Source organism: Yoonia sp. JB2-21, from assembly GCF_055693545.1.
This window is the reverse complement of the sequence record NZ_JBVFUC010000001.1, coordinates 3,383,043-3,402,746: the sequence shown is the minus strand read 5'-3', so window position 1 is coordinate 3,402,746 and position 19,704 is coordinate 3,383,043. Positions and strand designations below refer to the sequence as shown.

Here is a 19,704-nt window from a genome sequence, read left to right as displayed (position 1 = left end):
ACCTTGACGCCACCTCACGTCCCGGCCCATGTATTAATTTGGTTATATCGCCTCTTACCGGGGCTGCGGTAGCCCCTATTTCCACCTGCGCGGGATTTTACCATGCTGCTTTTGATCGATAACTACGACAGCTTCACATATAATTTGGTCCATTACTTGGGCGAATTGGGTGCGGACGTCGTGGTGAAACGCAATGATGTGCTCAATGTGCAAGAGGCAATGGGCATGCAGCCAGAGGCGATTATGTTGTCGCCTGGACCGGGCACACCAGCCGATGCAGGCATTTGTTTAGCTATGGTGCATGCCGCCGCAGAGACAAAAACACCATTAATCGGTGTCTGCCTTGGTCATCAGGCGATCGGCGAGGCCTTTGGCGGCAAAATCACCCGCTGCCACGAAATCGTACATGGCAAGATGGGAACGATGCAGCACACGGGAAAAGGTTTGTTTGCGGACCTGCCCAACGGATTTGAGGCGACAAGATATCATTCTCTGGTCATCGACCGCGATACCCTGCCCGCAAGCCTCGAAATCACAGCCGCTCTACAAGATGGTACGATCATGGGTGTCCAGCACCGAGAGTTGCCCATTCACGGCGTGCAATTCCATCCTGAAAGTATCCGCTCCGAGCACGGTCATCATATGCTTCAAAACTTCCTCAAGACGATCAAGGTGGCGGCATGAGCGATGCAATGAAGCCGCTGATATTTGCGGCCTCCGAAGGCCCGCTATCGCGCGCCCAAGCGGAGGAAGCATTCGGCTATCTGTTTGAAGGGACGGCAACCCCTGCGCAGATCGGAGGGTTTTTGATGGCTTTGCGTGCACGCGGCGAATCCGTGGCCGAATATGCCGCAGCGGCGGCGGTGATGCGTGCCCATTGCGTGCCGGTAAAAGCACCCGACGGGGCAATGGATATTGTCGGGACCGGCGGCGATGGCAAACACACGTTAAATATTTCAACAGCAACAGCCTTTGTTGTCGCCGGTGCTGGCGTGCCAGTCGCGAAACACGGCAATCGCAATTTATCCTCGAAATCAGGTACAGCTGATGTTCAGGGCGCACTCGGCATCAACGTAATGGTGGGACCAGAGATTGTTGAGAAAGCCATCGCAGAGGCTGGCATCGGCTTCATGATGGCGCCGATGCACCATCCTGCCATGAAACACGTGGGACCCGTTCGCGTCGAATTGGGGTCAAAAACGATCTTTAACATATTGGGACCATTAACAAATCCGGCAGGCGTGAAGCGTCAACTTACTGGTGCCTTTGCCCCTGATCTGATCTTTCCGATGGCCGAAACGCTGCAACAGCTCGGCACGGAAAAGGCATGGCTGGTCCACGGCAGTGACGGCACAGATGAGATCACGATCTGCGGACCAACGTCAGTGGCTGCCCTTGAAGATGGCAAGATCACATCTCGTGAAATCCATCCAGAAGATGCGGGTCTGCCGGTCCACAATTTCCGCGATATCCTTGGCGGCACACCGCAAGAGAATGCAGCTGCCATGTCTGCTCTGCTTGATGGCAAAGCGGGCGCATACCGCGATGCTGTCTTGCTGAACGCCGCTGCCGCATTGGTCGTCGCGGATAAGGTTAGCAACCTCAAAGACGGGGTGGAACGGGCGAAAGATAGTATCGATGCAGGCAAAGCCAAACAGGCGGTTGAAGCGCTTGCCCGCATCACATCGGCGGCGTGACTTTTGATCTGACGGGATTGGGTGCTTGGGCAGATTTGCCGTTTTTCGCCGATAACCTTCCGGCGATTGCCAGCAAGGTTGGCCAAAAATTCCTGCCGCCGCCCGCCCTGACGTTTGCAGCGCTCGCATGCACGCAACCTGATGACACGCGCGTCGTAATCCTTGGGCAAGACCCCTATCATTCCCCCGGAAAAGCCGACGGGCTGGCCTTTTCGATCCCAACTGATTTTGGTGGGCGGCTGGACAGCCTCGGCAATATATTCAAGGAAATTCATGATGATACCTCAGAAGTTCGGCGCAAAACCTCTTTGCATGACTGGGCAGACCAAGGAGTATTGCTACTCAACACGGCGCTGACAGTGCCGCCCGGCAAGCCAAAGGCGCACGCAAAGCTGGGATGGCAGGACTTGGTTGTTGAGATTCTGGATCGGCTCGACGCCCGGCCCCGCGCCTTCATTCTGTGGGGGGCTCCGGCGCAGTCCTACGCCAAATACCTGTCAGCGCATCATCTGGTCATTCAATCTGCCCATCCGTCCCCGCTGTCGGCCTACCGGGGTTTTTCGGCTCTCGCCCATTTTCAAAGGTGAACCAGTGGCTTATTGATCATGGCCAAGAGCCAATCAACTGGGCGGACCCATGAGCGACATCCTTCAAAAGATCAAAATCTATAAGCTGGAAGAGATCGCAGCGCGCAAAGCCGCCGTGCCATTGGACGAGGTCGAAGCCCGCGCAAAAGAGGCCCCGCCGACCCGTGGTTTTGCCGACAACCTCGCCAACGCGGCGCGTGAGGGGTATGGCCTGATTGCTGAAATCAAGAAGGCAAGTCCGTCCAAAGGTTTGATCCGCGCTGACTTTGATCCACCAGCGTTGGCGCAAGCCTATGCCGAAGGCGGCGCGACCTGTCTGTCTGTTTTGACCGACGGGCCATCGTTTCAAGGCGACGACAGCTATCTGACCGCTGCGCGCAGTGCTGTCGATTTGCCCGCCCTGCGCAAAGATTTCATGTATGACACCTATCAGGTGGCCGAGGCCCGTGCGCTGCACGCAGATTGCATCCTCATCATCATGGCCAGCGTCAGCGACGCTCAGGCGCAGGAACTGGAAGAGGCGGCGTTCAGCTGGGGCATGGATGTGCTGATCGAAGTCCATGATGCGCCAGAGCTGGAACGGGCGACAGCACTCAAATCACCGCTCATGGGGATTAACAACCGCAACCTCAAGACGTTTGAGACGACGCTGGACACCACACGCACCCTATCCAAGCTTGTGCCCACAGATCGTATGATCGTCTGCGAAAGCGGATTGAACACACCGGATGAACTGGCTGACATGGCGCGCTACGGGGCGCGGACATTCCTGATCGGCGAAAGCCTCATGCGACAAGATGATGTGGCAACAGCCACGCGGACGCTTCTTGCAAACCCCGCCACGGGCACACTGTAATGGCCGGCCTGTCGCACTTTGACAGCGAGGGTAAGGCGCATATGGTTGACGTCTCCGACAAACCGGTAACTGCACGCATCGCGGTTGCGGAAGGTTTCATCAGGATGACCTCAGCGACGCTCTTGTTGATTACAGAAGGTCGCGCTGACAAAGGCGATGTACTGGGGATCGCGCGGATTGCAGGTATCATGGGGGCGAAGAAAACTGCCGATCTGATCCCATTATGCCACCCGCTGCCCATCACCAAGGTTGCGTTGGACCTGACCCCGGACACTACGTTGCCCGGCGTGCGCATCGCCGCTACGGTCAAAACCGGTGGTCAAACAGGCGTAGAGATGGAAGCGCTGACCGCCGTAAGCACCGCCGCCCTGACGGTCTATGACATGGTCAAAGCGGTGCAAAAGGACATGGAAATCAGCGGTATAAAGTTGACCTTCAAGGATGGCGGTAAGTCGGGCCGGTTTGAAAATCCATGATCTCGGTTGAGACCGCACTCGCCAATCTTTTTGCGCTTGTTGCGCCCCTTGAAGCTGAAAACGTGCCACTGATCGGTGCCCATGGACGCGTTCTGGCACAAGCCGTCACGGCAACCCGCAATCAGCCACCCTTCGCGGCATCCGCGATGGATGGCTATGCGGTACATGCCACGGCGGTCAGACCCGGCCAAACATTTGATGTTGTCGGCGAAGCCGCAGCGGGCCATCTGTGGCCGGGACGTGTGGCACAAGGACAGGCAGTACGGATCTTTACAGGCGCGCCCCTGCCCGATGGCACCGATCATGTGATTATTCAGGAAAATGTCACCCGTTCCGGCATGATGATCACGCTTGATGAAAGTCCGAATGAGCAATCACATGTGCGGCCAGCCGCCGCTGATTTCGCCATCGGCGATGTTATTCAGGCACCACGCTTGCTTGGACATGCGGATATCGCACTTCTTGCTGCGATGAATATTGCAACTGTACCCGTCACCCGCAGGCCGGTTGTCGCGATCATCGCAACCGGTGATGAATTGGTGCAGCCCGGCGAAACGCCGGCTGATGACCAGATTGTCGCCTCGAACAGTTACGGGCTTGCGTCCCTGATCGAAGCTCTTGGGGCGGACGCGCGGCTCCTGCCCATCGCACGCGACAACAAAGCCTCGTTGGAGTTGTCTTTTGCGCTGGCTGCAGATGCGGATGTCATTGTGACAATCGGCGGCGCGTCGGTTGGCGATCATGATATTGTGGCAGATGTCGCAACCTCTGTGGGTCTGGAACGATCTTTTTACAAAGTGGCCATGCGCCCCGGAAAACCGTTGATGGCGGGTCGTATGAACCACGCCACGATGATCGGCTTGCCCGGCAATCCAGTCTCGGCAATGGTGTGTGGAACCATATTCCTCGCTCCGGTCATCCGAAAGATGCTTGGCCTTGGTGAAGCCGCGGCACCCCGTGAAATGCGACAACTGGCAAAGCCTATTGCCGCCAACGGGCCGCGGGAACACTACATGCGCGCGTACGCTGGGCCACAGGGTGTCACCGTCTTTGACAGACAGGACAGCGCGCTGCTGACTGTTTTGTCCGACGCCAACTGTCTTGCCATACGTCCTGTTGGCGACCCGGCGCGTGATGCCGGTGACACGATCGAGATCATTCGCATTTAACTGCGCCGCACCTATCAAGTGTATTGTTGACACAAAACAAGAACATGCATAGAACATATGCAAAACGTGACAACGGAGCAGCCATATGTTGACGAAGAAACAGCTCGATCTGTTAGAGTTTATCCACAAGCGGGTGCAACGTGATGGCGTCCCGCCCAGCTTCGATGAAATGAAAGAGGCGCTTGATCTGCGCTCAAAATCCGGCATTCACCGCCTGATCACGGCACTGGAAGAGCGCGGCTTTATTCGTCGACTTGCGCATCGTGCCCGCGCACTGGAAATTGTCAAGCTGCCTGATGCGATGCAGGGAAAAACCGGGTTCACGCCGCGTGTCATTGACGGTGATAAACCAGACAGCACGCCTGTTACGGCTCTTCCGGTTGACAATGGCTCGGTTGACTTGCCCATGATGGGCCGCATCGCTGCGGGCGTTCCGATTGAGGCGATCAGCGAGGCGTCTCGCAATGTGTCAGTGCCGCAGTCCATGGTTGGGGCTGGTGATCACTATGCACTAGAGGTCAAAGGCGACTCGATGATTGATGCTGGCATCAACGATGGTGATGTCGTCGTCATCCGGGAAACCAGCGTCGCTGACAATGGTGATATCGTTGTCGCGTTGGTCGAAGGTCATGAAGCTACGCTCAAACGGTTCCGCAAGAACGGCAGCGCGATCGCACTGGAAGCGGCCAACCCGGCCTATGAAACACGCGTCTTTCGCGATGATCAGGTCAAGGTCCAAGGACGGTTGGTCGGTCTGATCCGTACCTATTGATCCAACCGGGTCTGTATGAAAAGGGTCACTTCGGCGGCCCTTTTTCTTTGCGCAAGTGACAAGGTCTGCGGATCAGGCCGCGGTCCTTGATGCATGTTCCAAGGCCGTTGGCCAGCCACACGATGGGCTGTTTCGATCAACAAATCGCCGTTTTTGGTCAGATCAAGCGCCAACGCACCGGTGTTGCGCAGCCGACGAATATCGTAGACTTGGCAAGGTCTGGCGATTTCATCGGTCTGATTGCTGATCAGCACATCTGCTCCGCCGCATCCCGCAATGCCCGCGAGTGCGGTTTTTCCAGAAACTTGCAGAACTATCCACTCACCCAATTTCGCTTGCGTGATACGTCCTACGTGCGCAAGGCCCACCCTTGACGCCGCTTGCTCTTGCGACACCGGACCGCCATCGTTTTCAAGCCATATCCCGGCGACAAACCCGCTGCCCTTTGGCTTGGACAAAACCCGCCCTTCCGCGCTGTTCAAACCGATCAGCGATCCACTATCAGCCACTAACAGCAACGGACGGTCTGTTTGCTGCCACAGAATTGCAGCACCTATCACGGCCGCAGCCCCCGCGTACCGCCCGCGCCCCTGCACCAGAATAATCCACAGCAGGCCCAAAGATAACAAAGGCAGGACAAACCAATCCGGCGCCCAAATATGACTAAGCGCGCCGTCGCGCCCTGCGACCGACCCGGCAACAAACAGGATCCAACGCAGGCCAATTTCCATCAACCAAAGGCCGATTTCCCACAACCCAAAGGGCGCAAGGCACACAGCGAGGACTGCCGCAGGCATGACGAGCGCACCCATCAGCGGCACGCTCACCACATTGGCGATCAATCCATAGTGCGCAATCTGGTTGAAATGTGCGGCGGCAAAGGGCGCGGTCGCCAACCCTGCGATGAAGGATGACAAAACGACCGATAAAATCGGACGACTCCATTTTGGCAGCCGCGTCAGATCAAACCGACGCAAAGCTCCAAACACGGCGACCAAAGCTGTTGTTGCGGCAAACGACATTTGAAAGCCGGGCCCGATCAAGGCCTCTGGTTGCCAAATCAACACAACCATCGCAGCCATCGCGACGGCACGTAGCGTCAGCGCGCGCCGCCCCAGCAAGATCGCGACAAACATCACGGCCACCATAATAAAGGCGCGCTCTGTCGCGACATTGCCGCCCGAAAGGGCCAGATAAAATGCACCGACACATAAGGCGCAGATGGCTGCGATTTTTTTGGTTGGCCAACGCAAAGCAACACCCGGGATCACGGCCAAGCCATAGCGTACTACTGCAAAGATAAACCCGGTCAACAACCCCATATGCAAGCCCGATATAGCCAGCAAATGGGCAAGATTTGACGCCCGGAGTGCCGTCAACGTCTCCTGTCCCATCCCCGAACGATCACCTGTCATGATCGCCGCGGCAAAGGCCCCCGGCTCGCCCGGCATCGCTTCTTGGACCGCGCGTGAAATCGCCATGCGCATCCCGAATATCTGCGTTGCCAGCGCGGGTTTGTCCGGGACGCTGAACCGCAGGACAGGTGTCCGCGAATAACCGACAGCACCGATCTGCAAAAACCAGGCATGCCGTTGGAAATCGAACCCACCGGGTTCGGCCGGCCCGGCGGGTGGCGACAGATGCCCCGTAAGGATGACGACGTCGCCGGGGGTAAAGACCTGCAACGGTTGATCCGCATGCAGAGAGACGCGTACCCGCGCTGGCGTCCGATCAGGCGCCATGCGCGCAAGCACGACCCGATCAAGGGTTAGTCGCACCGCATCACTGGCAGAGCGGTCAATATTCACAACACGCCCCTCAATAGGGCCATAGTAGCGAAAGGTCAGGATAGGTGCATCCAGCAAAGAGACCCGGGCCTTGGCCAGCCCAAGCCCTGCCAGAACAAGCACAATGGCCATGCAAATAGGGGCATAGGCGACCGGCACCAATCGGGCCCCGATCAGACACACCAGGCCGACCACAGCAGCGCATGACAAAACAACAATGTCAGGTTCGTTACTCAGGCTGAAGTACGTGCCCACACCGATGCCCAAACAGACCGGAACCCAGCCAATCAGCCCGCCACGTTGCGCCAGAAGCGCGCTTTCAAGCTGCGCCTGCACTTGTCCTTCACCCCGCAGTTTCGTATCCCACCCCCAAGCCGGAACCCTACCGGAAAGCTGGTTAGCGAAAGGTTAACAACCCCATGTCAGTCGTCACACGTTTTGCGCCGTCTCCGACCGGCGCCCTGCATATCGGCGGCGCCCGTACCGCCTTATTTAACTGGCTCTTTGCACGTGGACGCGGTGGCAAGTTTCTTTTGCGTATCGAAGATACGGATAAGGCGCGCTCAACGGATGAAAACCGTCAGGCGATCCTTGATGGTCTGACATGGCTTGGGCTGGACTGGGACGGGGAACCCTCAAGCCAGGCAGCAAATGCAGCGCGTCATGCCGAAATCGCCCATGATCTGTTGGCAAAAGGCCATGCTTACAAGTGTTTCAGCACACAAGAAGACATTGAAGCATTTCGCGAAAAAGCGCGGGCTGAGAAAACCTCGACCCTGTTTCGTTCTCCGTGGCGCGATGCGGCCGAAACTCAACATCCCGATGCGCCGTATGTCATCCGCATCAAAGCCCCAAGAGATGGTCAAACAACCCTGCATGACGAGGTACAGGGCGATGTGACGTGGTCCAACGATCAACTTGACGACATGATCCTGCTGCGTTCGGACGGAACGCCTGTCTATATGTTGGCTGTCGTTGTTGATGATCACGATATGGGTGTCACCCATGTTGTGCGCGGTGACGATCACCTTGCCAATGCCTTTCGCCAAAACCTGATCTACGAAGCAATGGGGTGGAAGAAACCGACCTTGGCGCACATTCCACTTATCTTTGGCCCGGACGGCAAAAAGCTGTCAAAACGGCATGGCGCGACCGGTGCCGCGGAATATCAGGCCCTCGGTTATCCGGCGGCAGGCATGCGAAACTATCTGACCCGGCTGGGTTGGAGCCATGGTGATGATGAATTCTTTTCGGATGCGCAGGCCAAAGAATGGTTTGATCTGAGCGGGATCGGCAAGTCACCGGCCAGATTTGACTTCAAAAAACTGGAAAACATCTGCGGCCAGCATATCGCTGTCGCGAGCGATGCTGCACTGCTGCAAGAAATGCAGGATTACCTTGCGGCAACGGGTGCCGATACCTTGACTGAAACGCAGGCTGACGGAATGGTGAGGGCGATGTACTGCCTGAAAGAGCGGGCAAAGACATTCCCGGAACTCATTGAAAAAGCGCGTTTTATTTTGACATCTCGCCCGATAGCGCCCGATGAAAAGGCCACATCTCAGCTTACAGATGTATCCCGTGGTATACTGGCGGAATTGACGCCGCAGTTGCAAAATGCTAGCTGGTCCCGAGACATCCTGGAAGGGGTCGTCGCATCCACTGCCGAAGCTCATGACATGAAACTAGGCAAGCTGGCCGGGCCTTTACGCGCGGCTCTCGCTGGACGCGCGGTATCACCCAGTGTGTTCGATATGATGTTGGTCCTGGGGCGAGATGAAACCATCGCCCGCCTAGAGGATGCCGCACGCTGAAACCTATTCGTTACGAATAGCAGTTAACCGGATACCAACAAGAATGATGCCGCTGCGTTTTCACCAGGCGCGGGACCGAGAGGGGAACTAAAATATGGCCGAAAACACCGATACCGCAAAGCTGACGCTCAAGGGCAAGACCTACGAATTGCCCGTACACTCCCCGACTGCTGGACCTGATGTCATCGATATTCGCAAGCTTTATGGGCAGGCAGACGTCTTTACCTATGACCCTGGTTTCACCTCGACCGCGGCCTGCGACAGCACCATCACATTCATTGATGGCGAAAAAGGTGTGTTGCTGCACCGCGGCTATCCAATCGATCAGCTGGCAGGCAAATCGCACTACCTCGAAGTCTGCTATTTGCTGCTCTATGGTGAGTTGCCATCAGCTGAAAAGCTCGAAAAGTTCGAATCCCTCGTGACCAATCACACGATGATCCACGAACAGATGCACAACTTCTTCCGTGGTTTCCGCCGCGATGCCCACCCAATGGCGACCATGGTCGGCGTTGTGGGTGCGATGTCCGCATTTTATCACGATTCCACCGATATCAACGACCCGCACCAGCGCGAAGTCGCAACAATCCGGCTTATCGCCAAGATGCCGACCGTTGCCGCAATGGCCTACAAGTACTCTATCGGGCAGCCGTTCATCTATCCACGCAACGACCTCGACTATGCAGCGAACTTCTTGCACATGTGTTTTTCCGTTCCGGCGGAAACCTACAATGTGAACCCGATCCTGAGCCGTGCGATGGACCGAATTTTCACGCTGCATGCCGATCACGAACAAAACGCGTCAACCTCCACCGTGCGACTGGCGTCGTCGTCGGGGGCCAACCCGTTCGCCTGTATCGCCGCTGGTATCGCCTGCCTTTGGGGCCCAGCCCATGGCGGTGCGAACCAAGCCTGCCTTGAAATGCTCAAGGAAATCGGCACCGTTGACCGCATTCCAGAGTTTATTGCCCGTGCCAAGGACAAGAACGACAGCTATCGCCTGATGGGCTTTGGTCACCGCGTCTACAAAAACTTCGACCCCCGTGCGACGGTGATGAAGGAAAGCGCGGATGAGGTGCTTGACCTGCTGGGCGTTGAAAACAACCCAATCCTGCAAGTCGCCAAAGAGCTTGAGAAACAGGCGCTGGCCGATCCGTATTTTGCCGAGAAGAAACTATTCCCGAATGTGGATTTCTATTCCGGCATTATTCTAGAGGCGATGGGCTTCCCAACTTCGATGTTCACACCGATCTTTGCGTTGGCACGGACTGTGGGTTGGATTTCGCAATGGTCAGAACAGTTGGCTGATCCACAACTTCGGATTGGCCGTCCGCGTCAGCTTTATCTGGGTGAGCTGCAGCGCGACTATGTCGATATCGAAAAGCGCTAGGAATACAGGGCTGCCTTCGGGTGGCCCTTTTCTTTGATGATCCTGAAAACCGAACGCCTGATCCTGCGCGCCGCCGTGCAAAGCGACTTGATGGACCTGTACGCGATTTTCCGCGATCCGCGCGCCATGCGCTATTGGTCTACCCCGCCGCATGAAAGCCCCGAACGAACGCAAGAAAACCTTGACCGTCTGATCACCTCCGCCGACCAGCAGTTGACCTATTTCGTGATTGAGAAGGATGGTCGCGCCATCGGTACCGCAGGGATGCACAAGACCGATGAAGTCGGTTTTCTTCTCCACCCTGACTATTGGCGGCAAGGGATTGTGTCAGAGGCGATGAATACCATCATCCCCTACCTTTTTGACGTAACCGATCACGCGCAACTGACCGCCGATGCGGATCCGCGGAACGCGGCCTCGGTCGGCATTCTCAAATCACTCGGGTTTCAAGAAACTCATAGCGCCAAGAACACTTTTTGCATCAATGGCGAATGGTCAGACAGTGTCTACTTTGCCTTGCCCCGGCCTGCGCCGCCGCGCTAGTGTATAATTGGTCATCAGTTCACCAAGGCGTCGCCGTCCCAATATCGGGGATACGCTAAACCTGACATTGGCATTTGCAGATCGCTGACCTTTTCCTAGGGCCGGACGATAAGGGCGACCATCACCCCGCAACACAGGCGGGATCGGCCAAAGCTAAGAAAGGCCAACGCCATGGCGCGCGAAAGCATCTCATTGACCATTGACGATCTGTCCACATTCACAAAGTCGCTCAGGCAGACGCTGCAACAGCATGACGGACTGCCCAGCCATGCAGTTATGCTGGGCCTTGTCGCCAAAGCGGCCGGGTACGACAATTATCAGCATCTGAAAGCAGCCAAACCAACCAGCGAAGGGCCAACACCCGACAAACGCCTGGAGCGTGCACTACGCGTCTGGCAGGATGGCGTAATGACGCGCTGGCCCAAACAAACCTCTGTTCAGGGCCTGTGTCTTTGGGTGTTCTGGGCGGCGCTTCCTGCGCGGCAAGATATGACGGAACGCCAAGTCAATGACGTGTTGAACGCAAGGCACGCTTTTGGTGATCAAGCAATCCTACGGCGTTCTTTGATCGAACATGGTTTGCTGCAACGCACAACTGATGGCAGTGTTTACCGTAGGGTTGAGAGGGCCCCACCGGCGGACGCGGTAACTCTTATTGCCGCTCAACGTCCCTCATAAACCGCCTTGCGCTTTTCAAGGAAGGCCACAACACCTTCCTGAAAGTCGCGTGTCTTGCCACAGCGCCCTTGCAGTTTCGCTTCCAGCGCCAGTTGATCATCCAAAGAATTCTCAAACGACCCGCGGATCGCCTTTTTCAGCTGGCGATAAGCGACGGTTGGGCCTTGCGCCAGATGGGCAGCGCGCCCCTGTACATGTTCAAGGAACGTGGCCGCAGGCGCAGTTTCATAGATCATACCCCACTGTTCCGCTTGAGATGCAGTGATTTTATCTGCAAAAAGTGCGGCACCCATTGCCTTGGCCGCACCCATTTGACGTGGCAACCAATAGGTGCCACCGGCATCAGGGATCAGGCCAATGCGGGTGAAGGCCTGAATGAAATAGGCCTCGTCCGAGGCGATGACCACGTCCGCCGCCAACGCAAGGTTCGCCCCTGCCCCGGCAGCCGGGCCATTGACCGCGGAAATCGTTGGCACACGGCAGTCAAAGATCGCCTTCAGCATTGGTACATATTCGTCACGCAAGGTGCGTTCCAGATCCATCGCAGCGGCGTTCCCACCATCGCCAAGGTCTTGGCCAGAACAAAAAGCCTTGCCCGCACCTGTCAGCACAATAACCCGTGCCTCTTTTTCGGCCGCTGTGACCGCATGGGTAATCTCGGCCCGCATCTGTGTATTGAGGGCATTCATCATGTCCGGACGATTAAGGGTGATCACCGCGACAGAATTGCGAATGACAAGTGTGATGGCCTGATAGTCCATGCGGGTGATCCTTTTGCAAAGTTTCCCCTAAGGTAATGAACTGATCAGTTTAGGAAAGCCCTACGGCGCGTCACGACCCCAATATTTTTTCCAATTCGGCCTTTTCGGCGTCGGTCAAACTGTCTGCTACCGTGCGTTTCGCCCGGATTGTGGACCAACCAATGCCAAGGGCAATCAGCAGCAAAGCGGGTGCCGCAAGCCACAAAATCAAATTCGCACCGCGCGCATTGGGGCGGAGCAAGACAAATTCGCCGTAGCGTGCCACCATGAAGTCCAACGCTTCCTGATCGGTGTCGCCCGCAACAAGCCGTTCGCGCAGGACGATGCGAAGGTCGCGCGCCAAGGTCGCGTTGCTTTCGTCGATGCTTTCATTGCGGCAAACGGGGCATCTAAGCTCCTGCGACAAGGCGCGTGCGCGCGCTTCCAAAGCGGGATCATCCAACATCTCGTTGGGATCAACGGCCCAAAGCGGCGACGCCAACAGCATCAGGATGACAACGAACCGCTTCATTCCGCAGGCACCGCTTTTGGCGTCTTCTTGGCTGATGCGGCACCAACCCGCAAACGCCTGTCGGACAATGAAAACAGCCCACCCAACGCCATCAAAATAGCACCGCCCCAAATCCAGTTGGCAAATGGCTTGAGGTAGATGCGCACGGCCCAACCACCGTTTTCCTGAGGATCGCCAACAACGACATAGATATCGCGAATAACACCATTCATGATCGCAGCCTCGGTCGTGGGCATATTTGCAACGGGGTAGAACCGTTTTTCCGGGTGCAGATCACCGATTTGCCGGTCTCCGCGCCAAACAGAAATATCGGCAATGGTCGTAAGATAATTCGGCCCCTGTTCCTGAGCGACGTCATCAAGCCGGAATTCAAACTGGCCAACCTCCCATGCATCACCGATCTGGGCGACACGAATGTCTTCTTGTTCCCACGCCAGCATGGCAGCGATACCAAAGATCGTGACACCCATGCCAATATGGGCCGTGGCCTTACCCCAGTCCGCGCGCGGCAGCCGTGTGATCCGGCGCAGACGCTCCGACCAGGTATCGCGGCCACTGCGCATCCACAGATCGGCGATTGCACCGCCGACAACCCAAACCCCCAAGGCCACGCCAATCGGTCCAAGTGCAGAGTTTCCACTTTGGATGGCATAAGCCAGCCCAGCCATAGCGACGGCCAGCACCAGCCATCCTACAACAGACCGAGAGGCCCGCGCCAATGTTCCCCGTTTCCACGCAAGGATGGACCCAAGTGGCAGAACGATCGCAAGCGCTACCATAAAGGGCGTGAAGGCGGCGTCAAAGAAGGGCGGGCCGACTGATAGGGTGCGATCGAACAACAGCTCAGCAACCAGTGGCCAGATCGTGCCGATGAAAACCACAAAACAGCTGACAGATAAAAGGATGTTGTTGAGGATCAGCGCGCTCTCGCGGCTGACCGTTGAAAATACACCTTTGGACTCCATCGCCCCAGCGCGGAACGCAAATAGCGTCAATGCACCGCCAAGGAAAATCGCAAGGATGATGAGGATAAGCATGCCACGCTCAGGGTCATTGGCAAAGGCATGCACAGACGTCAGCACACCAGAACGCACGATAAACGCTCCCAGAAGAGAAAACCCGAACGCCAGGATTGCCAGCAGGATTGTCCAGCTTTTCAACGCCTCGCGCTTCTCGACAACGATGGCCGAATGAAGCAACGCCGCTGCAATCAGCCACGGCATGAAGGATGCATTTTCAACCGGGTCCCAGAACCAGAATCCACCCCAGCCTAATTCGTAATAAGCCCACCATGAACCAAGTGCGATGCCGACCGTCAGGAACATCCACGCGGCCAGCGTCCAAGGCCTGACCCAACGCCCCCAAGCCGCATCAACGCGGCCTTCGATCAAGGCAGCGATGGCAAATGAGAATGACATGCTAAGACCCACATAGCCCAGATACAGGAACGGTGGGTGGAACGCCAAACCGGGGTCTTGCAAAAGCGGGTTAAGGTCACGGCCATTCAGCGGTGGCACTTCGAGCCGCAAGAAAGGGTTGGACGTGAACAGAACAAAAGCAAAGAACGCCACAGCAATTGATGCCTGCACGGCCAGAACGCGCGCCCGTAACCGGGCCGGCAAACCATCGCCGAACCAAGCCGCACAAGCGCCAAAAAGCGTCAGGATCACCATCCATAGCAACATGGACCCTTCGTGGTTTCCCCACACACCGGTGATTTTGTAGATCATCGGCTTGTCAGTATGGGAATTCAGGTAGACGAGCTGCAGCGAGAAATCAGAAGTCACAAAGGCCCACGTCAGAACCGCGAAGGCAAAGCCCGTCAGTATGAACTGCGCCGTCGCTGCTGGTTCAGCCAAAGCCATCCAGCCTGCGTTGCCGCGATGCGCGCCAACCATCGGAACAATCATCTGCACAATGGCGATGCCAAAGGCGAGAATCAAAGCAAAGTGTCCAAGTTCAATCAACATGCACCTGTACTTAGCTCATTCAATCGCCGGGCAACATACCCCGCAGGTCACAAGCGCGGTACATTTTGGCGCACCCTTATGGGGTCAAGCCCCCTGCATCGCATAGGTCAGTCCAGCCATCAAAATCCCACCAATGATCAGCCGCACAAGCCATTTCAGCGTGTCCTCAATCGCCCCAAGTCGGCGCGATACATTCAGTCGGTGGACCTCATCCACCGCGTTGCGCATCTCCAGCGCAATGATCCGCCGTTCCAGTTGGCCTGCGCCTTCACTCTGCATCATTGGCCAGCCAATCCTGCAACGCCGCGTTGGTGGGCGGCGAGGGTGGCGCAGGTTTCATGGTCTGACCGACGGCAACGCTCATCGCGACAGATTTTTGAAATTGCTGCGCTTTCAATTGATGGCGCGCGCCAAAATAGAAACTGACGATTGCCCCCATGAGCCACCAAAGCGGCTCTGGGACAATCGCCAGCCCTTCCATACCCTTCATGAATTGTTCCGGCCGTTGCATCGCCATGACGAACAACCAGATCGTGCCCAAGGCCAAAGCCGGGCGCGGCAGACGGTTCAGCCCATCAACAACACGGTCAAAGACGCCGCGACGCGGATGAACAAACTCAGCCGCGAATTGCGCAAGGCTGTCGGATCTCGCAGAGGCCGCGCGGACCGCACCATTCTCTGCGTTTTCGCGAAATACCTCTGCGGTTTCCGCCACCACATTGCGGCCATCCCCAAACAAAAAGGTCATCACACCAGTCATTAAACCCATTGCGCAACCCTCGCTTTGTGCTGGGCATCTGTGAGGTGATAGCGCGCTGCGATGAATTCCTCTGCGCGCTTGATCCAGCCACCTTTGCCACCGTCCCTGCGACGCGCGTATTTGCGGCTCGCCGGTCGGCGGTCAGCCAGATCATAGTAGTAGTTGCGCCGAGCAATGCCGTAGGCGTCCACCAAATGCGTCGGCGCTGCGTCCATCGCTTGCCTGACAGCGGCGATGGTCTTAGGACCGATCACACCGTCGACCGTGACAGATATCCGCATGTCGCCAAGTAAGCGCTGGAGGATCTTAACCGCATTGCCCCCAGAATTCACATACATGTCAAAAACAGTGGCATGCAGGGCCGCCGGTAAGCGGTCAATGCGTGGTCCGCGAAAATAGTGCTCGACAAAAATGGACACCGCATGCGCCCGCGTCAGCACCCGCACATCGTTTTCGTCAATCCGTCCATCTTTGGTCAAATCAAGGCCAAGCCGACGCATAGTATGGATTGTCACGCCATAGTTCGTGGCACCGCCGGGATCATCCGGGTCGTTGACATACCCGCCCTCGCGGGAGACAATTTCATGTGCGATTTCAGTTACGGTTTGCATCTTCGCCCCTTCCATCAGGTCAGGGCAGATGCTGCGTCTTAAAGGTTAATTGGTGGCGACGGCACCGTCCGGGTCCACGTAAACACCCTGATCCTTCAGCGCATCAATGACTTCGGACGGCATGTAGGTTTCATCGTGTTTTGCAAGAATTTCAACGGCTTCAAAGCGGCCGTTGATGTAGTTCCCCTGCGCAACCATACCCTGACCCTCTTCAAAAAGGTCAGGCAGGATACCCGTATAAACCACCTCAATCGTGGCTCCTCCATCGGTCACGGAAAAGCTGACCTGCTCACCCTGCCCGCGCACAATAGAGTTCTCAGAAACCAATCCGCCGATACGAAACCTCTCATTGGGTGGTGGCGGTGCCTCTGCAACCTCTGACGGGGATCTGAAAAACTGAAAGCTGTCGTCCGGCAGAAACCACAATAGCACGAGGACCAGCGCAATGCTGATCCCAGCGATAGAAATCACCTGCACGCGGCGGCGTTTCTTCAGGCTTTTCAAACCGCTCATGGGAACACAGGGGCCAGCATCAGCCCCTCCGTCTCTGGCAGCCCTAACATCAGGTTGGCGTTTTGCAGCGCCTGCCCCGACGACCCTTTGGTCAGGTTATCTAAGGCCGCAATCACAATCGCCCGTCCCGGCACGCGGTCCGCCGCCACGCCGATATGGCAGAAGTTCGACGCCCGGATATGTTTGATCGATGGATGTTGTCCCATCGGCAGCACCTCAATAAACGGCTCATCCGCATACGCGGCCTTCAACGTGCCATATATAGTCGCAGCATCGCCCTGCACATAGGTGGTGGCCAAAATGCCGCGGTTGGCTGGGATCAGGTGCGGGGTAAACTGCACTTGCACAGGGCGGCCAGCAATGGCGCTGAATTCCTGATCAAACTCGCCCAAATGCCGGTGCGTGCCACCGACCGCATAGGCGTGCGCCCCTTCTGACAATTCCGCGTGCAACAGGTTCTCCTTCAGGCTGCGCCCTGCCCCTGATACTGCACATTTCAGGTCGATAATGATCTGATCGAGATCAATAACACCTGCCTCAATCAAAGGCCGCAGCGCATATTGGCCCGTGGCCGCATTGCAGCCGGTGCCAGCGACCAACCGTGCATCCTTGATCTGTTGACGATAGAATTCGGTCAGGCCATAGACTGCCTCGCCCTGCATCTCAGTCGCCGCATGGCCCTTGCCATACCATTTTTCATACATCGCAGGGTCACGTAACCGGAAATCGGCTGACAGGTCTACGATCTTCAGCGTTTTGGGCAGCTTTGAAATCACCGCCTGCGACGTGGCATGCGGCAAGGCGCAGAACACCAGATCAACGGCGCTAAGATCCATTTCTTCGATGGTTGTCAGCACCGGCAGGTCCAGATGGCGCAGATGTGGAAACACATCGGCCATGGCCATCCCGGCCTTGGAATTCCCCGAAAGCCCGGTGATGGTCAAGCTGGGGTGCGTTGCGATCAGGCGTACAAGTTCGGCGCCAGTGTAACCAGAAGCGCCTAGAATGGCGACGTTATAGGTCATAAAAATATCCCTTAGGATGAATGTTCGAAAATGGGGTTCAGGCGGCGTCAAAGGTGATTTGTCGTCGCAAAAACTGGGTCGCGCGGCTCGATACCTGATCGGGGTCACCCGTCGTCAGAAAACCGGATTTCGTTCCCGGCCCCACCATTTCAGGTCGTCGCTGCAAATAGTCGGCAAGGCTTTCGGCCACCAATTCGGCTTGGCTGAATACCTTAACGTCAGCGCCGAGCGCAGCCTGAAATTCCTTCGCCATAAGCGGATAATGGGTACAGCCCAAGACCGCCGCATCAGGATCCGGCATCTTGCGCTTAAGCGCATCAACATGGCTGCGCACCAAAGCTTCGGCCAGAATCATATCGCCGTCCTCGATGGCGTCCACGACACCACCGCAGGCCTGCGCCTCAACATCAACGCCGATGGCACGAAAGGCCAGTTCACGCTGGAACGCCCGGCTTGATACGGTGGCAGGTGTCGCAAAAAGCGCCACATGCTTCACGTCAACCTCGCGCGGGGGCGAGTTGTCACCCCACTGCCGCTCTGTGAGCGCCTCAATCAACGGCACAAACACACCCAATACGCGTTTGCCCTCTGGGATCCATCCCTCTTGCATGCGCCGCAGCGCCGCCGCAGATGCCGTGTTGCACGCCAAAATCACCAGATCACATCCAGCATCAAACAAGCGCTGAGTGGATTTCGTCGTCAGGTCATAAATGTCATCAGGAGTGCGCACGCCATATGGCGCATGCGCACTGTCACCCATGTAGACGAGCGGAAGATCAGGCAGGCGTTTCGCCACGGAGTCCAGCACCGTAAGCCCCCCTAGCCCGCTATCGAATATGCCCACTGCCATTGCGTGCCTTGTACTTCGCTTCAAACTCATGACCCAGCGAACTTGGGTCCACCGGGCTTGGGCTCAACTCATACGTGGCTTTGCGCAGGAAATCCATGCACCCTTTGGGGTCTTTTTTGTAAGTGCTCAACACCTCTGAAGAGATCGGCTCACCAACCACAATGCGCACAGGTTTGTTGATCTTGGTCTTGAATTCACGAATGAACATGCCGGTCCGCAAGGTGCTGTGCAGATGGCTGGCCAATTGGAACAAACGACTGTTGCGGCCCTCAAAGAAAATGGGGACGACCGTCGCGTCTGACTTCGCGATCATCTTCGCGGTGAACGTGCGCCAACTGGGGTCCATCGGTTGTGAAAACGGCTTGGCCGATGTCGAAACAGTACCGCCAGGAAATATCCCGATCGCTCCACCCCCTTTGAGGTAGGCCACCGCATCGGTGCGAGTTTGCAGATTTAGCTTGGCGGCCTCTTTGGTTTCATCAAACGAAATGGGCAGGATTACGCGCTCCAGATCGGGCGCACGCCGAAAAATACGGTGCGCCAAAACGCGGAACTCACCATTGCGTCGTTCGGACAGGATGCGCCCCATCATCAGACCATCAAGAATGCCGTAGGGGTGATTGGACACGACGATCAGCGACCCGTCCCGAGGGATATAGTCAAGACTCCCGCCGACTACATCCAACTTCAGCCCATATCGTTCCGCCATGACCTGCCAAAAGTCCTGTCCGGCAGCGACCTCACGATCATAGCCCTTGGCTTTGCGGATCATGCGCAGCCGACCCGTTGCATTCTCCATCACGCGGATCACGGCGCGGCCACTGCGACCTTTGGCCGAAGACGCATAAGTAATATCGCGGGCAACTTCGCGGAGTTTCGGTGCCATGAAACCAAACCTGTGTCGTTCACGTTCTGATTGCATATCACAGTCAGA

The 19,704-nt window shown here is 56.7% G+C and carries 21 protein-coding genes and 1 pseudogene; 11 read left to right on the top strand and 11 right to left on the bottom strand.

The window, feature by feature from the left end; genetic code table 11:
* Window positions 1-102 precede the first annotated feature (102 nt).
* The 7 genes and pseudogenes from ACZ1G5_RS17160 to lexA all read left to right on the top strand — a co-directional run bounded on the left by ACZ1G5_RS17160 (window position 103) and on the right by lexA (window position 5,557).
* Window positions 103-684, top strand: a complete 582-nt coding sequence (locus ACZ1G5_RS17160) for an anthranilate synthase component II (protein WP_472734000.1) — start codon at window positions 103-105, stop codon at window positions 682-684.
* Window positions 681-1,697, top strand: coding sequence for an anthranilate phosphoribosyltransferase (gene trpD, locus ACZ1G5_RS17155; protein WP_472733999.1), 1,017 nt, complete (start codon window positions 681-683; stop codon window positions 1,695-1,697). The genes ACZ1G5_RS17160 and trpD overlap by 4 nt, the downstream gene beginning before the upstream one ends.
* Window positions 1,694-2,337 (top strand): annotated as a pseudogene (locus ACZ1G5_RS17150) (uracil-DNA glycosylase). The gene trpD and the pseudogene ACZ1G5_RS17150 overlap by 4 nt, the downstream one beginning before the upstream one ends.
* Window positions 2,334-3,140: an indole-3-glycerol phosphate synthase TrpC gene (gene trpC / locus ACZ1G5_RS17145; protein ID WP_472733998.1), complete on the top strand. Its 807-nt coding sequence runs from the start codon at window positions 2,334-2,336 to the stop codon at window positions 3,138-3,140. Before ACZ1G5_RS17150 ends, trpC begins: the two are co-directional and overlap by 4 nt.
* The gene (gene moaC, locus ACZ1G5_RS17140; protein WP_472733997.1) at window positions 3,140-3,616 is read left to right on the top strand and encodes a cyclic pyranopterin monophosphate synthase MoaC; all 477 of its coding nucleotides are present in this window, start codon (window positions 3,140-3,142) and stop codon (window positions 3,614-3,616) included. Before trpC ends, moaC begins: the two co-directional genes overlap by 1 nt.
* On the top strand, window positions 3,613-4,785 hold the full coding sequence (locus ACZ1G5_RS17135) for a molybdopterin molybdotransferase MoeA (RefSeq protein WP_472733996.1): 1,173 nt from the start codon (window positions 3,613-3,615) through the stop codon (window positions 4,783-4,785). The genes moaC and ACZ1G5_RS17135 overlap by 4 nt, the downstream gene beginning before the upstream one ends.
* 85 nt (window positions 4,786-4,870) lie before the next feature.
* Window positions 4,871-5,557: a transcriptional repressor LexA gene (lexA, locus tag ACZ1G5_RS17130; RefSeq protein WP_472733995.1), complete on the top strand. Its 687-nt coding sequence runs from the start codon at window positions 4,871-4,873 to the stop codon at window positions 5,555-5,557.
* Here the strand turns inward: lexA and ACZ1G5_RS17125 are convergent.
* The gene (locus ACZ1G5_RS17125; protein WP_472733994.1) at window positions 5,551-7,680 is read right to left on the bottom strand and encodes a ComEC/Rec2 family competence protein; all 2,130 of its coding nucleotides are present in this window, start codon (window positions 7,678-7,680) and stop codon (window positions 5,551-5,553) included. The two genes, lexA and ACZ1G5_RS17125, sit on opposite strands and share 7 nt — an antisense overlap.
* A gap of 83 nt (window positions 7,681-7,763) precedes the next feature.
* Here ACZ1G5_RS17125 and gltX point away from each other — a divergent pair, with 83 nt between their 5' ends.
* From gltX to ACZ1G5_RS17105, 4 genes are all read left to right on the top strand, one after another.
* Window positions 7,764-9,158 carry a glutamate--tRNA ligase gene (gene gltX / locus ACZ1G5_RS17120; protein WP_472733993.1) on the top strand — a complete coding sequence of 465 codons (1,395 nt, stop codon included), beginning with the start codon at window positions 7,764-7,766 and terminating at the stop codon, window positions 9,156-9,158.
* A 94-nt stretch (window positions 9,159-9,252) separates the two neighbouring features.
* Window positions 9,253-10,548, top strand: a complete 1,296-nt coding sequence (locus ACZ1G5_RS17115) for a citrate synthase (protein WP_472733992.1) — start codon at window positions 9,253-9,255, stop codon at window positions 10,546-10,548.
* 36 nt (window positions 10,549-10,584) lie between these two features.
* Window positions 10,585-11,091, top strand: a complete 507-nt coding sequence (locus ACZ1G5_RS17110) for a GNAT family N-acetyltransferase (protein WP_472733991.1) — start codon at window positions 10,585-10,587, stop codon at window positions 11,089-11,091.
* A gap of 171 nt (window positions 11,092-11,262) precedes the next feature.
* Complete coding sequence (locus ACZ1G5_RS17105) at window positions 11,263-11,769, top strand: DUF2087 domain-containing protein (RefSeq protein ID WP_472733990.1); 507 nt, start codon at window positions 11,263-11,265, stop codon at window positions 11,767-11,769.
* On the opposite strand, the gene ACZ1G5_RS17100 is transcribed toward ACZ1G5_RS17105, so the two are convergent.
* From ACZ1G5_RS17100 to ACZ1G5_RS17055, 10 genes are all read right to left on the bottom strand, one after another.
* Window positions 11,754-12,530 (bottom strand): enoyl-CoA hydratase-related protein, encoded by a 777-nt coding sequence (locus tag ACZ1G5_RS17100; protein WP_472733989.1) that lies wholly within the window; start codon window positions 12,528-12,530, stop codon window positions 11,754-11,756. The two genes, ACZ1G5_RS17105 and ACZ1G5_RS17100, sit on opposite strands and share 16 nt — an antisense overlap.
* A gap of 70 nt (window positions 12,531-12,600) precedes the next feature.
* Complete coding sequence (locus tag ACZ1G5_RS17095) at window positions 12,601-13,041, bottom strand: cytochrome c-type biogenesis protein (RefSeq protein WP_472733988.1); 441 nt, start codon at window positions 13,039-13,041, stop codon at window positions 12,601-12,603.
* Window positions 13,038-15,011 carry a heme lyase CcmF/NrfE family subunit gene (locus ACZ1G5_RS17090; protein ID WP_472733987.1) on the bottom strand — a complete coding sequence of 658 codons (1,974 nt, stop codon included), beginning with the start codon at window positions 15,009-15,011 and terminating at the stop codon, window positions 13,038-13,040. The genes ACZ1G5_RS17095 and ACZ1G5_RS17090 overlap by 4 nt, the downstream gene beginning before the upstream one ends.
* 84 nt (window positions 15,012-15,095) lie before the next feature.
* Window positions 15,096-15,293 carry a pseudouridine synthase gene (locus tag ACZ1G5_RS17085; protein ID WP_472733986.1) on the bottom strand — a complete coding sequence of 66 codons (198 nt, stop codon included), beginning with the start codon at window positions 15,291-15,293 and terminating at the stop codon, window positions 15,096-15,098.
* Window positions 15,280-15,780 carry a holin family protein gene (locus ACZ1G5_RS17080; RefSeq protein WP_472733985.1) on the bottom strand — a complete coding sequence of 167 codons (501 nt, stop codon included), beginning with the start codon at window positions 15,778-15,780 and terminating at the stop codon, window positions 15,280-15,282. The genes ACZ1G5_RS17085 and ACZ1G5_RS17080 overlap by 14 nt, the downstream gene beginning before the upstream one ends.
* Complete coding sequence (locus tag ACZ1G5_RS17075) at window positions 15,771-16,382, bottom strand: holin-associated N-acetylmuramidase (protein ID WP_472733984.1); 612 nt, start codon at window positions 16,380-16,382, stop codon at window positions 15,771-15,773. Before ACZ1G5_RS17075 ends, ACZ1G5_RS17080 begins: the two co-directional genes overlap by 10 nt.
* Window positions 16,383-16,427: 45 nt before the next feature.
* On the bottom strand, window positions 16,428-16,895 hold the full coding sequence (gene ccmE / locus ACZ1G5_RS17070) for a cytochrome c maturation protein CcmE (RefSeq protein ID WP_472733983.1): 468 nt from the start codon (window positions 16,893-16,895) through the stop codon (window positions 16,428-16,430).
* Window positions 16,892-17,920, bottom strand: coding sequence for an N-acetyl-gamma-glutamyl-phosphate reductase (gene argC, locus ACZ1G5_RS17065; RefSeq protein WP_472733982.1), 1,029 nt, complete (start codon window positions 17,918-17,920; stop codon window positions 16,892-16,894). The genes ccmE and argC overlap by 4 nt, the downstream gene beginning before the upstream one ends.
* A gap of 37 nt (window positions 17,921-17,957) precedes the next feature.
* Window positions 17,958-18,770, bottom strand: a complete 813-nt coding sequence (locus ACZ1G5_RS17060; protein ID WP_472733981.1) for a glutamate racemase — start codon at window positions 18,768-18,770, stop codon at window positions 17,958-17,960.
* On the bottom strand, window positions 18,748-19,656 hold the full coding sequence (locus tag ACZ1G5_RS17055) for a lysophospholipid acyltransferase family protein (RefSeq protein ID WP_472733980.1): 909 nt from the start codon (window positions 19,654-19,656) through the stop codon (window positions 18,748-18,750). The genes ACZ1G5_RS17060 and ACZ1G5_RS17055 overlap by 23 nt, the downstream gene beginning before the upstream one ends.
* Between the last annotated feature and the right edge of the window lie 48 nt (window positions 19,657-19,704).

Excerpts from the sequence above, each read along its gene's own strand:
- ACZ1G5_RS17160 (WP_472734000.1), top strand. The coding sequence starts at position 103 with ATGCTGCTTTTGATCGATAACTACGACAGCTTCACATATAATTTGGTC.
- trpD (WP_472733999.1), top strand. The coding sequence starts at position 681 with ATGAGCGATGCAATGAAGCCGCTGATATTTGCGGCCTCCGAAGGCCCG.
- trpC (WP_472733998.1), top strand. The coding sequence starts at position 2,334 with ATGAGCGACATCCTTCAAAAGATCAAAATCTATAAGCTGGAAGAGATC.
- moaC (WP_472733997.1), top strand. The coding sequence starts at position 3,140 with ATGGCCGGCCTGTCGCACTTTGACAGCGAGGGTAAGGCGCATATGGTT.
- ACZ1G5_RS17135 (WP_472733996.1), top strand. The coding sequence starts at position 3,613 with ATGATCTCGGTTGAGACCGCACTCGCCAATCTTTTTGCGCTTGTTGCG.
- lexA (WP_472733995.1), top strand. The coding sequence starts at position 4,871 with ATGTTGACGAAGAAACAGCTCGATCTGTTAGAGTTTATCCACAAGCGG.
- gltX (WP_472733993.1), top strand. The coding sequence starts at position 7,764 with ATGTCAGTCGTCACACGTTTTGCGCCGTCTCCGACCGGCGCCCTGCAT.
- ACZ1G5_RS17115 (WP_472733992.1), top strand. The coding sequence starts at position 9,253 with ATGGCCGAAAACACCGATACCGCAAAGCTGACGCTCAAGGGCAAGACC.
- ACZ1G5_RS17110 (WP_472733991.1), top strand. The coding sequence starts at position 10,585 with ATGATCCTGAAAACCGAACGCCTGATCCTGCGCGCCGCCGTGCAAAGC.
- ACZ1G5_RS17105 (WP_472733990.1), top strand. The coding sequence starts at position 11,263 with ATGGCGCGCGAAAGCATCTCATTGACCATTGACGATCTGTCCACATTC.
- ACZ1G5_RS17100 (WP_472733989.1), bottom strand. The coding sequence starts at position 12,530 with ATGGACTATCAGGCCATCACACTTGTCATTCGCAATTCTGTCGCGGTG.
- ACZ1G5_RS17095 (WP_472733988.1), bottom strand. The coding sequence starts at position 13,041 with ATGAAGCGGTTCGTTGTCATCCTGATGCTGTTGGCGTCGCCGCTTTGG.
- ACZ1G5_RS17090 (WP_472733987.1), bottom strand. The coding sequence starts at position 15,011 with ATGTTGATTGAACTTGGACACTTTGCTTTGATTCTCGCCTTTGGCATC.
- ACZ1G5_RS17085 (WP_472733986.1), bottom strand. The coding sequence starts at position 15,293 with ATGATGCAGAGTGAAGGCGCAGGCCAACTGGAACGGCGGATCATTGCG.
- ACZ1G5_RS17080 (WP_472733985.1), bottom strand. The coding sequence starts at position 15,780 with ATGGGTTTAATGACTGGTGTGATGACCTTTTTGTTTGGGGATGGCCGC.
- ACZ1G5_RS17075 (WP_472733984.1), bottom strand. The coding sequence starts at position 16,382 with ATGCAAACCGTAACTGAAATCGCACATGAAATTGTCTCCCGCGAGGGC.
- ccmE (WP_472733983.1), bottom strand. The coding sequence starts at position 16,895 with ATGAGCGGTTTGAAAAGCCTGAAGAAACGCCGCCGCGTGCAGGTGATT.
- argC (WP_472733982.1), bottom strand. The coding sequence starts at position 17,920 with ATGACCTATAACGTCGCCATTCTAGGCGCTTCTGGTTACACTGGCGCC.
- ACZ1G5_RS17060 (WP_472733981.1), bottom strand. The coding sequence starts at position 18,770 with ATGGCAGTGGGCATATTCGATAGCGGGCTAGGGGGGCTTACGGTGCTG.
- ACZ1G5_RS17055 (WP_472733980.1), bottom strand. The coding sequence starts at position 19,656 with ATGGCACCGAAACTCCGCGAAGTTGCCCGCGATATTACTTATGCGTCT.